The sequence below is a fragment of the Algibacter sp. YIN40 genome (genome assembly GCF_057219435.1).
This window is the reverse complement of sequence record NZ_JBXVVC010000002.1, coordinates 696,840-711,787: the sequence shown is the minus strand read 5'-3', so window position 1 is coordinate 711,787 and position 14,948 is coordinate 696,840. Positions and strand designations below refer to the sequence as shown.

Sequence of the window (14,948 nt, the reverse complement as noted above, 5' to 3'; positions counted from 1 at the left end):
TGGACAAGGGTCGTTACAATCAGCAACACCATCCCCATCGGAATCCGTATCAGGATTACCACAACCACAGTCTCCAGGTTCGGTTTTGTTAACATCACTTGGGCAATTATCGGAAGAATTACTTACATAACCTGTTGGTTGTGCACAAGCCAAAAGACTACTATTAGGATCACCAAAGCCATCGTTATCTGCATCTTCATACCATGTCGTTTGAGAACTACTATCTATACTTGAATCGGCATCATCAATATTGGTATCACAATCATCATCTATACCATTACATATTTCTGTGGCTCCAGGATTAATTGCTGGATTTCCATCATTACAATCGCTATTATTTGAACTATAGCCCGAACTAGGTTCATAACAAAACAGGGTGCCAGAATCACCGGAATCTCCATAAGTATCTCCATCAGCATCTACATAAAATAAAGTTTGTCCTGCTACAGAATCGTCGTCATCATCTATAAGACCATCACAATCATTATCTATACCATCACAGATTTCCTGTGCAACTGGATTAATGAGTGCGCCAGAGCCTGGAGTGTCATCACAATCTAAATTGTTTACACTATAACCACTTCCAGGGTTTGAACAAAACAAAGTGCCAGAATCACCGGAATCTCCATAATTATCTCCATCAGCATCTACATAATATAAGGTTTGACCAGTCACTGAATCATCAGTATCATCTATAAGGCCATCACAGTCATTATCTACACCATCACAAACTTCTTGTGCTCCTGGATTTATTGAACCTCCAGTAGCAAGCGAGTCATCACAGTCACCACCATCAATCGAATAGCCATCACCATCTTCATCAACTATAGATTCACTTGACCAAAGTTTTAAATTAAACGTTGGCACAGCAGGTGTTATTTCTCCATAGTAATAGGCTCTAATATAATATGTTTGACCAATTATTAAACCTGTGGCATTAATTTCTTCGACTGCAGGAGATGTTATTTCAGCATCACTACACCCTTCTAAAATTAATGAATTACAATTACCAGTATATAATGTAAGAACCGAATCAAAATTTAGTGGTTCCAAAGTAATATTCACTGTACTAGTCTGCGCTAAAAACGAAAACCATACATCATCTCTTGCATTTCCTGTGCTGGAATTACAGTCTTCTGCGTCTACATTTGTTCCAGCACCACCCAACAGCGTTCCCGCGATAGGATTCAAAGCGTCACCGGCCGTATCAATTTCTGTTTCTTGAAGTATGGAAATTGCGCCCTCACAAAAATCATTACTTGGTGGACTAGCTGTATTTGTAGTAAAATTAAATTTTGATGGATTCACCCAAATACTTTCCCCATCCCCATCGCAATCAGATCTCAACCAGATTGAATAAGATATGCCAGGTTGCAATGTATTTCCAGAACTTGCCATTAAAGAAGATGAGGATCCTAAAGCAATAGTACCATCTCCTTGGCTATTACCTTGGGGGACTATTTCCCAATCATATCCTGACGGTGTTGGTCCAGTACTTGGAACACTCCAATTGAAATCCACTCTATCATTAGATTTGTATGTAATATCGCCTATAGGCACCTCCGGATTATAACATGTGGGTGCATTTGTTAAATCTTGAATTGTAGTTACCCTAAACTCGCTTTCGTTGTCACAACTTACATTTAATGAGATATGCATTTGAATCGTTTGGACAGTAATGCTTGTTCCAAGAATGGTTAACGGAGATGTGCCATGTCCTATTAAACCTCCAAATTCATCTTTAATGGTTATATAATCATTATTTGGAGTCGCTGTTCTAGTACTTGTAAATTGGTAGTCGTGCCCAATTATTAAATCTGTTATTATTGCATACTCTCCCGCGTAATTGTTATTGGCAATTTGTTGAACAAAGCCATCGTTTGTGGACGTAACATCGTTTGTTGGAAACTTTGTTGTCTCGGTGCATTGGGAAGATGACATGTGAATGGCAAAGATTGAAAGCAATAAAAAGGTAATTTTTTTCATAACTCATTTTTAAGATTAAGATTAAGAAGGAGTGAATTTAATTTAGTAAAAAAACATCAGTTTTTGGCCTATTGTAGATTAAACCATAATAAGTTCGACAAATGGATACAAATATTAGTATTTGTATTGTAAAAAAGACGTGAAAACCAAAAAGAGCAGCCAATTAGCTGCTCTTTTAAGTTTTAAATTAAACCATTATTGTCTAGTTAAATCACTTGATGAAATAACTCTCTTAACAAGAGTTCCTTCTTTTGTTGTTACTCTAACAAAATACATTTGATTATCTGTTCTTGATAAATCAATTTTTGTGGTACCTATAGTACCTTTTGCATAAGATTTATCTACAGCTTTTCTTACCAAAGCGCCTTTCATGTCATACACATCTATATTAACATCTGTATCGTAATCAAAAGAATAACTAACATTTACTTCGTTAATAAATGGTACAGGGTATGCTTTAAAGTCAACACTTTTTGCAAGACTAGACCCTATAACAACTTTACATTCAGTATTAGGAGGATCATTTTCAGTACCATCAAATGAACCACCTTCATTTGGTGAGGCTGGTATATAACTATCGCCAGGTATATTTACCGCACCAGCTACTGCATGTGCTATAACAAAGAAACTACCTGTAGCGACAATTTCGTCTGCTTCTGTTTTCCAGTTGCTAATATTTCCTAAATTTCCTTCAACAAAATCATATTGTCCTGGTGCAACTGTCCAAGATCCATTTTTACCTGTAGGATATTCATCACAACCAATATATAAATGAGCTTCATCCATTCTGAATCCGTCATCCATTATATATTCTATATTCACATAATACTCATCAACATTAACATTTGTTGGTCTGTATGTTACTTTAACATAACCTGCTTTAGTACCTTTATTAAGATCACATTTGCCCGCACCTAAAACTAAATCTAGCGTTACTGTTGTTTCTGTATCAGCACCTGTGGTGTTAATAAAGTTGGTCCAACCCCAACGTCTAAAGCCATCCTCACGGAAACATTGGCTTACATCTGGGTTAACATAAGACTCATCTCCTCTTTCCATTACGGATACACCAAAGCCAGTTTCATAATTAACACATCCTACAACCTCTGACATTGTATAACATGGACTCGTACAGCCTTCACTGTCTGTTACAGTAACGGTCCAATTATAAACGCCTATTGGTGCTCCTGTCATTGTTGGAGTCGCCGAAGTAGCATCATCTAAATATTCTTTACCTGAACCAGCCCAAGAATAACTATAGCCACCAGAACCTCCAGATCCAGAGACACTTAAATTAATAGGTACATCTTCACATTGCGCTGTGTCGCTTGTTGCTATACACGAAACTTGAGTATATAAATTCTGAACTTCTACAGCTTGTAATTCTACAAAACATTCATTAGCATCAGTTATCTTCACAGCATAAAAACCAGCTGTTAAACCTGTAATCTCCTTAGTAGTTTCTCCACCAGGGCTCCATTCATAAGTATAAGGTCCTGTTCCTCCTGTTGGGAATGCTTCAGCACTACCAGTTGCATCTCCAAAGCAAATAACATCTGCTTTTTCTACATCACCTTCTAGCTTTGGTATTACATTAAGGATAATACCAGCACAAAGGGATAGACAACCATTAGCATCTCTTACCGTTACAGTATATGACCCAGACCCTAAATTGCCAAACGTTGGACTGTCTTGGTAAGCACCGCCAATACTATACTCATACGGCATAGTTCCTCCCGAAGCACTAACCGTAATAGAACCATTAGTTTCTCCATTACATTTTGGATCTGATGTTGCTGTTGTGCTGCATTCTAATAGAGATGGAGCTGCATTGATAGTTACCGTTGTTTCAGCTTCACAATCATTGGCATCTTTTACCTTATAGGTATAATCACCTGCTGTTAATCCTGTTAATGGAGGATTATTTGGGTCATATGTATATGCGCCTGTTCCTCCTACAGTTGACAATACAACACTTCCTGTTTCCCCAAAACACTCTGGCTGGGTTGGAGTTGCCGTTAATACAACCTTACTTGGAGCTGCATTGATAGTTACCGTTGTTTCAGCTTCACAATCATTGGCATCTTTTACCTTATAGGTATAATCACCTGCTGCTAATCCTGTTAATGGAGGATTATTTGGGTCATATGTATATGCGCCTGTTCCTCCTACAGTTGACAATACAACACTTCCTGTTTCCCCAAAACACTCTGGCTGGGTTGGAGTTGCCGTTAATACAACCTTACTTGGAGCTGCATTGATAGTTACCGTTGTTTGGTCCTCGCAGCCATTGGCATCTTTTACCTTATAGGTATAATCACCTGCTGCTAATCCTGTTAATGGAGGATTATTTGGGTCATAAGTATATGGCACTGTTCCACCTGTAGTTGACAATACAACACTTCCTGTTTCTCCAAAACACTCTGGCTGGGTTGGAGTTGCTGAGATTGATGGCTTTGGACTGATAATCACATCAACTGGTCCAAAATATAATATACAATTGGTTGCAATGGTCATACTTTCAATTCCATAAGTCCCTGCAGGTAAATCCGTAAAAGTAATATCGCTACCGTTTCCACAAATTTTATATGGTACACCATCCTTTATATAATCTTGAGGAGTTCCATTTACTACTTCCTGAAGTGTATAACATTCGGTTAATTTAGTAGATTTTACAGTAACTGTTCCATCATCATCGGTTCCATCATCACACTTCGTTGAGGCCATTAATTCTTTTTCTCTAGGTTGACTATCGAAAGCACCTTCAACTAAATCGCCATTTGCTGATGTTGGTTCTTGCGATTGACTCGTTTTAAAAATAACTGTTGAAAAACATGGATTAAGCGTAATATTTGTCCCTGCAATTTCTCCCAGTGCACACAAATCTACTTCACATTCAAAAAATGTACCTGGTTCATATTCTTCGACAAATTTTCCTTCATAATCCCAACCACAAGGTACAGGTAATTCTTCATTATTAACAACTCCAAGGACATTTGCCGTTCCATCAATCGAAGTATCAATTAATAAAGTTAATTCTCCAGTAGGTCCATCACCTACCCATACATATACCTTAACATTTTGGACACCACCACCATTGGTAAATTTACTTGTAAATAATAAATCACCATCTAAATGCTGTCCACTAAAGGATCCATCTGGATTTAGGCTTATTTCTTCCTTAAAAATCCATAACCCTATATCTGTGTCTCCGTTTGCGGCAAATCTGTCAATAAAAAATGTTAAATCGCAACCACTTTGAAAAGCAGCGCCAACATTACCTAAATCATTTTTTGCAGATACATTGCTTACAGACCACACCCAATCTTCAAGAGCAACTACATCGGATGTTCCCTCCGTATATTGGTCGTCCATATTAGGCATGCCTGGGATGTCTTCAGAAAGTGAACCATCCATCACATCTCTAATATGCACGGTAGGTATACTAGCATCTGCCAATATAGCACACCAGTCGCTAGGATCACCATCAATGGTTTGGGAATTTCCAGTATTACCTACTAGCATAAAAAATACTAATAAACAACACAACAATAATCTTTTTAAAATTTTACTAATAATGGTAAAACTTAGTTTGGTAATTTTGTACATAAACATAACATTTAAATTAAGTTAATAAATGAGTTTACATAACAAATAATAGAAAGTCGTAGAATGAGGGATTTTACGAATTTTATTTTTTAGATCCCGATATACATCGGGATTTGTTCAACAAAATATTTTATTATATAGCTTCGCTATTATTAAAATAGTGTTTCACAAATAAAATTTGCATAACACAAATTGCTAAGAAAATATAAATTGAGGGCATTCAATTTCGCTATTAATCAAATGCTATTTATAAGGAGAAAACACTCACAAAAATCATGAGTAAATCAAATTTAATAATAAAAAGCCAAATTGAGTTAATAAAAAGTGGAAATTAGTTAAGTTGTATTTTATACTCGATAAAATACAATTTTACTCCATGTTTAGACAAAGTGACAAACCTGATGTTTTAAGTCAATATGCCCTTTTGAAGAAAATTATCGTATCTAACTAATTAGTTTACAACTAGTTTCTTTGTAACCGTGCCAATATCTGAATTAATTTTAACTAAATAGATACCACGAGCATATCGAGAAAGGTCTAATAGTAAGATTCTAGAATTATTCGTATTTAAAGCCGAATAAACTTCTTTTCCTACCACATTATAAATACGTATGTTTTTAATATGCTGGAAGCCACTATTCTTGATATACAAATTAGAATTAGCAGGATTAGGATATAATGTAATATCACTTTCCAGTTGATTGTCTGCTGTAGACAGTCCTGGTCCTTCTCCTAAACATTCGTAATTCGTCATACTTAGTTGACTACAAACAGTAGTGCTTGAGCTTCTTGATTGTACATCTTCTGCACCCATTAAATCGTTTGTACTCAGGGCTCTTAATGATTCACCAGAAGATATAGAGTAATGCATGACTAAATTAGTATCTATAACATGTCCTAATTGATGCCCGTGTCCTAACTCGTGAACGGTAACTGATTCAAAATCAACTTCATCATTTACCGGGGGATTTGTACTAAAATTCCAATTTTTATTAGGATTAAAAACTATATCCATTTCAGTGACATACCATTTAACTTCTCCACCTTCAAAACAACCTGAATACCTTGAGAAACATTGTCCCAATGTACCACTGGCCATATTATTATCGAAAGTTATAACGTTTACGCCATCACTAGCATTTTGATTGATACTTGTTGTATTAGGATTTATTTCCCAATTAATACCAGTACTACAAGTCCAACTCTCAAAAGCTCTGGTAAAGGCATCTTTAGCTCCAGAACTTTCAAAACTTTCGTTCATAGTCCATGTATTCCCACCATTTCCGTTATTATCCACATGTTGTGTTTGATAAGCCTCATCTGCATATTCGAGATTTATTTGTGCAAAATCTATTTCTAAATTTTCTGTAGATTCTATAGATGCATTTGTAGAAGTACTAACCATAATAGTTCCAGTTCCAGCTCTATCTGGAATTTCCACTTGAATTTGAGTATCAGACCAACTAATTATCTGGTTAGTTAGAGCATTATAATATAATGTGCCACCATAGTTGGCATCACTAAACCCAACCGTTCCTTGTGAGCTAGCAAAACCGTTTCCATTTATTGTTAGAACCGCTTTGGTTCCAGCTGTAAAGCTAGACGCAGAAAATGATGTTATTGCGGGAGCAAGTAATTTTGAACTTGTTGTGGTACTAAGTTTACTACTTGTACTATTTTCAACTAAATTAAGATCCTCAATTTTAATTATTGGTTTTTTACTAATATTGATAATCTTAGTATAAAAATTATTCTCTATTCCTTTTTCAGATTGAAATAAGTTTGCCACCTTATCTCTATTAATATCATATTTATAAAAGCTTTGCTTTCCAGTAGTTGATTTAAATATTGGAATTTGCGTATTCTTCGTTCTTGATAACTTAGAATTTAATATGGAATTGTCAAGCATAAAAACGCCTAAGTCACCGGATCTAAGAAGTAAACTATGCGACACTGTTTGTGCTTCCAAATCAACAACGCCTCCAGGAGTTATCAATTCTATCGTTTCGTATGAATTTCCTTTGAATACCTTATAAACCTTTATTCTATTTATAGTATATATGTTAGAACGAGTATCATCCCAAAATGATTCTTTTGAAATGACTTCACCTTCAATTACAGCATCAGACTGCTCAATTTGTTTATCTAAGGGCACCTTTTGAATCAAATTATGATTCTGTGCATTCAAATTTATAGAACAAGTGCTAAATAAAATTATAAGTACAAGACTTAGTTTAAGGTAAAATTTTAACATAACATAAGTAGGTTTAGGATTCAAACTTAAAAAAAATTATCTATTTAACTGATTTATTTACGTTTAATCGATGAAATACTTGCTATTTAACATTTATTGTACGAATATATTGTCAAATAATTATTCAAGAAGAGAGTGCTATTAATCAATTCTTTATACTTATACGGTTAAGAAGGAATTATGGATGACAGTAAATATGCTAATATTATTATTTCCTAAAACAGCCTTTTAGCGATTATAATTATTACAGAGAATAGCTAAATTTCTGTCTTAATAAATTTTGAGCATTTTAAAGATTTAATTATTAGAGTATTAAATAACGAGACTGTTTTTGCCAAAATTTTTTTGATAGATTTTTTAAATGTAATATTTTACTTATAAAAATATATAAAAACATGTATTTCATCGATTAAATACTTATTTTTACGATTAAAACACATTATTTTATATCTTTATCCAGAATTTAACCTACTTAGTCATGAAGAAAATTACATTTACCCTAGTTCTTATTTTAAGTTGTTATGCTATAAATTTAAGCGCACAATGCGACAATACATTACCTGTTTTAGAAACTTTTGATACAGATGTTATCAATATATGTTGGGATACAGAGGATAGTGATGGTGATACACATAGTTGGTCATGGTGGGAGTTTTCGGAGTATTATGGAGGCCATAAGGTGATTGCTTCTTATTCTTTTTCTGGATTAACCCCTGATAATTGGGTTATTTCTCAAGCTATTGACCTAACATCTTTTAGTAATGGTGATAATATTACACTTACATATAAAGTGAGAGGCGAATTGTCCTATGCCGCTCATGAATATTATACTGTTTATGCTGCTTTAGGTAATCAAACCAGTAATTTTGAATCTAGCTCGGTTCAAAGAAGTGAATATACCGATGAAGTCGGTGGAGCCGGAGTTTTTGTTAGCAGAACCCTAGACCTTTCATCTTTTGCAGGTGATACGGCATATATTGCGTTTAGACACCATAATACTTCCAACCAATCTGCTATTAATATTGACGAATTGTCAATTTCAACAGGTGCTCTTGGTATAGAAGATTTTGATACTAATTCCATTAAGCATTTTTATAATAGGCAAAATGATGCTTTAACCCTTAAATCTACTAATAAACCTATTGATAATATTAAAATATTCAATGTTTTAGGAAAAAATGTATTGTCCAAAAGGATATCAAATAAAGAAGAAATTGTAAACCTTTCAGTACTAAACGTTGGCGTATATATTGCCAATATAGATGTTGAAGGAAGAAGTCATGTTATTAAATTCGTAAAGTATTAAACTAATTAATGAACACGACAATATAAATAAATAAAAAGAGCCGCTCAAAGCGGCTCTTTTTTTGTTTGATTAAACTTTTTTATTCTATTATTATTGCGGACTTGATGATATAATTTTCTTAACAACTGTTCCTGCTTTAGTTGTTAATCTTACAAAGTACATTTGGTTATCCAATCTTGAAAGATTTATTTTAGAAGTCTCCACAGTACCTTTAATGTAACGTGTGTTCTCAGACTGTCTAATTAACGCCCCTTTCATATCAAATACTTCAATGTTAATATCGGTATCATAATCGAATGAATATTGAATATTCACATCTTGATCGAATGGTACTGGATATGCTTTGAAGTCTACAGCTTTAGCCACAGGTTCTTGAGCTTCTCCACAACCTTCTGGATCACCACTATTTGTATCAGGATCATAGCTAAATGGTCCTTCAGAAATAGAGCATCTACAAGTAGCTTCACAAACTACACCGTGTACAATTACATGAACATCTCCAGATGCAGCAATTGGACCAACAGTAAAGTTCTGTACATAGTCTAATCCTGTTCCTGGGTTATAGTTATATTGTCCAGGTGCTACCGTATAGCTTCCATTTTTATTTGGATAAGGATCACATCCTACATATACATGTGCTTCATTCATTACATAATTACCAGTTAGGTTATATGTTATATAAATTTCGCCATCTAAATAGCTAACAGATGCATAACCTACTTCAGAACCTTTGTTCTCATAGTCACAATGCGCTGCTCCTGCGTATAAGTTAAATACATATGGCTCTGCACCCTCATCTTGAGGTGAGATCTCATTTGTCCAACCCCAACGTCTAAAGTCTGGAATAAAGCACTCATTACTTGGTGCATAGCGACCAAACATCGTTTCGCAGTTTTCGTACTTGTCAAACTCACGTGTGATTGTACATGTTTTAGTTGTTGTGTTATTACAATCATCAGTTACAGTAAACACATAATCTCCAAGTTGAGCACAACCATCTTCTCTATCCCGAACATTTGTTAAATACGCTGTAATTGTTCCACCTGCTGCACAATTATCTGTCCATGTAGCATCCAGTGACTCTGGGAAGTCTACATTACAAATTGTACTTGGCTCTGGGCAAGTTATTACTGGCTTTTCTTTATCTGCAGTTACTGTATAAGTTGCTTTCTTAACTACATCATCCTCACATGAGCTTGATGCTGTCCAAGTAACTTCTACACTTCCACCACATGCATTTGGTGCAGTATCGCCTGTGATTTGTACATTTAAGTCACATCCACCACTTGCACTTCCTGAAGCTACCCATGCTGCAAAACTAGCATTAATTGCTTCTTGGGTTTGACAAGCATCTACTGTTTTATCTGCTGGAGGTGTTACCACTACTTTTGGTGCATCTGTTACTGTGAACTTAGCACTTGCAGTTACATCACCTTCACAACTACTCTTAGCTGTCCAAGTGATTGTTGCTGAACCACCACAATAAGATGGAGCAGCTCCTGCGTCTGTGCTTACACTTAAGTCACATCCGCCTTCTGCTTTTCCTAAAGCTAACCAATCTGCGAAAGCTTGGTCTACGGCAGCTTGTCCTAAACAAGCATCTACTGTTTTATCTGCTGGAGGTGTTACCACTACTTTTGGTGCATCTGTTACTGTGAACTTAGCACTTGCAGTTACATCACCTTCACAACTACTCTTAGCTGTCCAAGTGATTGTTGCTGAACCACCACAATAAGATGGAGCAGCTCCTGCGTCTGTGCTTACACTTAAGTCACATCCGCCTTCTGCTTTTCCTAAAGCTAACCAATCTGCGAAAGCTTGGTCTACGGCAGCTTGTCCTAAACAAGCATCTACTGTTTTATCTGCTGGAGGTGTTACCACTACTTTTGGTGCATCTGTTACACTAAATGTAGCAGAGCAACTACCCGATTGGCCACATTCATCTGTAACGCTAATCATAACAGTTAAACTATCGCCACATTCATCTGCGTTAACATTATTTAAATCATTAACAGGATTACCATTAACGGTATAAGTTGTAGTTGGGTTTGCTCCTCCAGTTACTGTAAATCCATTTAACCAATCTCCAAGAGCTGTCGCAACATCATTAGGTGAACTACATGCATCCAAAGTAATAGGTTCTGGGCAAGACACCATTAATGGAGGTGCAATATTAACAGTAACAACGGCATCATCACTATTTGAGCACCCGTTACTATCTGTATATGTATAGGTTACTGTATAATCATCAGGAGCTAAACCAGTAGCATCAAATAAACCGGATCCACTAACATGATCTCCACTCCAAGTTCCTCCTTCAGGTGTTGCGGTTAATTGAACTGTTGTATCTGTACATGCCAACTCAACATCATTTGCATTAACTACGGGTAGTGGGTTTACTGTAAGTATACCTATTTCATCTCCATCGGATGGAGGACATCCTGAAGGGCTTGTAACGAGCACTGAATACTCTGCTGAAGATACTGCTGGATTAATAGTAATTTCATCTGTTCCTTGACCAGAAAATGGTTCAGGACCTGACCATACAAAAGTATATCCTTTATCATCTGGATCGGCAATAACGACATTTTGGCCATTAATAATTCGAGTAACGGTGGCTTTTAAACTTGCGGAGCCTCCAACACAAACAGAGGCATCACTAACATCCACAATTGGGGGTAAATTAAAATTACCACCTACAAAATCTTTTGAATCTGCTGTTATTTCAGCAGACGATCTAGTTTCTAACATCCAGGTCGCACTACAAATTATTTCTGGATTGTTTACTAAATCAAACACAGTTGTTATATTTATAACACCTTCATAGAATTCATTGGTATCATATTCCATCTGTCCTTCTGGAACAACAAAATTAGTAGGTACCCCTGTTGGGCCTGCATTATTTTGTCCTACTTGAGAATCAGTATTAACTTCAAATAAAGAATTATTATTACCTCTATTTCCATTTCCAGGACCTACCCATTTAAGGACAGTAATAGCAGCATTTCGTCCACCACCTGTAAAATCGGCTAGGACTAAAAGGTCACCTATACTTGTTTCGGCGTTATATGTACCTCCCTCTCCATCTGAATCACCAATATTAGTAAAGTGGTCATCAAAGAAATATTTGTCACCATCATCAATAGCTGTAGAGCCATTTAGTAACAACCAAAATCCAATATACCCAGTTCCTTTATTACTCTCTCTATCACCTGCGAAAAATAAATATGTTTGCGATGGGTCATATTTATCAAAGGGTTCCTCAGCATCACAAAGAGGAGCTCCTGTAATACCTGTATAAATAACGGCAGCAGCATTCATGATATCACTCTTGGCCTGCATAGGACTGAATGTCCAATTACTATAAGCTGGTGTAGGACTTGGTTGTCCCCAACTTTTAAAATCTTTAGCTCCTGTAAAGATATCATCCTGATTCCCTGTGAAAACATCGTGCCTAAGTTCGAATGAAGGGGCTCCAGTAACGGCAAGACCCTGCCATTCTTCTGAATTTCCATCAATACATGGCACCCCTACTTGTGCATTTAAGCTAGCAGACGTTAATAAAAAAAGCATAACTACAGCTAAACTGGTTATACTTTTCAACGGTTTTCTTAGTAAACTAAGACAACACGCCATTAAATTTAAAGAGGTTGCGCTCTTCGATTTTTGGGTAAAATTGTACATTAACATAACATTTTGGATTAATTAATAAATGATGTTAACATAAATTAGGTCTAAACAACAAAGGCCAGTTCTACATAGTAAAACCAACTAAAAGTTGTTAAGTATTGGTAAGACGAGGGCATCTTTAATTTGCTATTAATCAAGTATGCTCTTATAAATAAAATAAGTATGAAAAAGTAAAATTGTAGATACGAGGGTATACCAAATGTAGAAAATAAAAACGCTTACCACAACTGAAAAATTTAACTTTTAGACTATCCGTTTAAAAGTTTAGACCATCTACATGTTTTTAGTTTTTAACAAATAATTTTTAGATAAAGCCCCATTTTTATACGATAACCTGTAATTTTCTTAAATAACCTAAGTAAAATCAATTAAAATCTAGCATCTTCAATCCGTAAAAATTGTTAATATTTACTAAAAGAGAATAAAAACAATAATTCGAATTATTACTTTCGTGTTCCAATAAAAAATTATCATGAAAAACCTTTTTATTTTTACCATTATACTTACCGTTTTTGTGTCATGCAAACAAGAAAGTGAACCTCAAGTAGATTATGCTATCATTTCTGGTACTATTAAAAACAAACCTGTTGATGAAGTAACTATTAATAGCTACGACAGGACTTTTAGTGAAGCATTAAAAATTCAAGAAGATGGTAGCTTTATAGATACCTTAAAGATTAATAATTTCTCATATGTTCTTTTTGACGGAAAGAACCCAGTGTTCCTTCGACTAAAAGAAGGCAATAATTTAAACATTAGTTATGATGCGAATGACTTTGAGAATTCATTAATAATGTCTGGCAAAGGAGCCGAAGTAAACAATTATTTTCTTGCAAAAAGTAAAAATGAAAAAACCTTTTTAGGCAATAGGTTTGATACTTACAAGTTGAATGAGCCTGAATTTATTGATAAGTACAAGGAGCTAAAAACTTCGAGCGAAAAATTACTTGCAGAGTATGAAGGACTTTCTGAAGAGTTTATAGCACTCGAAAAGCAAGATATAAAGTACTATTATTTAGCCAGGTTAAATGAATATGAAGGTTACCATCGTTATGTAACTAAAGATGAAGAATTTAAAATTTCTGATGAATTTTTAAATGATTTAGACCACTTAGATTACACCAATGAAGATGATTTTGCCTTTTCACAAAATTATAAGAATTTAATTACTAGTCATTATAAAGATTTAGCTAAAGAGCTCGTAAAAAGTGATTCATTAGAAAATGATATTGCCTATTTGAAAACAGTTGCTAACATAGAAGGTAAATCAATTAAACATGGTCTTCTATTTGATTTTGCTAATGCATCTATGAGTTATTCAAAGGATATTGATACATTCTATAAGATTTATTCTGATAATTCTGCGGATAATGAAAAGAACAAGATTATTGAAGAAAAGTACAACAAGTTAACAGCGTTGAAAAAAGGGAGAATGTCTCCAAAATTTTTCGATTATGTAAACTATGAAGGCGGCACGACATCATTAGATGATTTAAAAGGCAAATTTGTGTATGTGGATGTTTGGGCAACTTGGTGCGGACCTTGTAAACGCGAAATTCCTTATTTAAAAGAGGTTGAAGAAAAATATCATGGTAAGAATATTGAATTTGTTAGTGTCTCAATAGATAAAGCAAGTGATAATGATAAATGGAAAAAAATGATTGAAGAAAAAGAACTTGGAGGTATTCAGTTGTTTGCTGATAATGATTGGAAATCGAAATTCGTTCAAGACTATCAAATTCAAGGTATTCCAAGATTTATTTTAATTGATACAGAAGGCAAAATTGTGAGTGCTAATGCTCCAAGGCCTTCTAGCCCAGAATTAACTGAGCTGTTTACAGAATTAAGTATTTAATATTATAAATTCTATATTGTATATTGAGTAATATTTGTCAATTCGAGTGAATTTAACGATTGAAAATCAGTTAAACTTTTATCGAGAATAAATTTTACTTACTATAACACAGTTCTCGATACAAAACCCTAGGGATTGATAATCGAACTGACAATTTTTAATCATAAAGAATTGAATGTCTAAAAAGTAATCTCAATGTCTTATTGTGAGCCTGTCGAAATATTTTTAAATTACTGATTATCAATATC

The 14,948-nt window shown here is 34.8% G+C and carries 6 protein-coding genes; 2 read left to right on the top strand and 4 right to left on the bottom strand.

The window, feature by feature from the left end:
• The 3 genes from AC2D6V_RS10865 to AC2D6V_RS10855 form a co-directional block, all read right to left on the bottom strand.
• Nucleotides 1–1,986: putative metal-binding motif-containing protein (locus tag AC2D6V_RS10865; protein ID WP_484648191.1), on the bottom strand; the 1,986-nt coding region annotated here is incomplete at its 3' end.
• Nucleotides 1,987–2,181: 195 nt separating this feature from the next.
• Nucleotides 2,182–5,595, bottom strand: a complete 3,414-nt coding sequence (locus AC2D6V_RS10860) for a T9SS type A sorting domain-containing protein (protein WP_484648189.1) — start codon at nt 5,593–5,595, stop codon at nt 2,182–2,184.
• Between the two features lie 451 nt (nt 5,596–6,046).
• On the bottom strand, nt 6,047–7,849 hold the full coding sequence (locus AC2D6V_RS10855; RefSeq protein ID WP_484648188.1) for a T9SS type A sorting domain-containing protein: 1,803 nt from the start codon (nt 7,847–7,849) through the stop codon (nt 6,047–6,049).
• 478 nt (nt 7,850–8,327) lie between these two features.
• Between AC2D6V_RS10855 and AC2D6V_RS10850 the strand changes: the two genes are divergently transcribed.
• Nucleotides 8,328–9,155, top strand: a complete 828-nt coding sequence (locus AC2D6V_RS10850) for a choice-of-anchor J domain-containing protein (RefSeq protein WP_484648187.1) — start codon at nt 8,328–8,330, stop codon at nt 9,153–9,155.
• A gap of 90 nt (nt 9,156–9,245) precedes the next feature.
• Here AC2D6V_RS10850 and AC2D6V_RS10845 read toward each other — a convergent pair whose 3' ends face one another.
• Complete coding sequence (locus tag AC2D6V_RS10845; RefSeq protein WP_484648186.1) at nt 9,246–12,839, bottom strand: T9SS type A sorting domain-containing protein; 3,594 nt, start codon at nt 12,837–12,839, stop codon at nt 9,246–9,248.
• A gap of 478 nt (nt 12,840–13,317) precedes the next feature.
• Here AC2D6V_RS10845 and AC2D6V_RS10840 point away from each other — a divergent pair, with 478 nt between their 5' ends.
• Nucleotides 13,318–14,700: a TlpA family protein disulfide reductase gene (locus AC2D6V_RS10840; RefSeq protein ID WP_484648185.1), complete on the top strand. Its 1,383-nt coding sequence runs from the start codon at nt 13,318–13,320 to the stop codon at nt 14,698–14,700.
• The last annotated feature ends 248 nt before the right edge of the window (nt 14,701–14,948 follow it).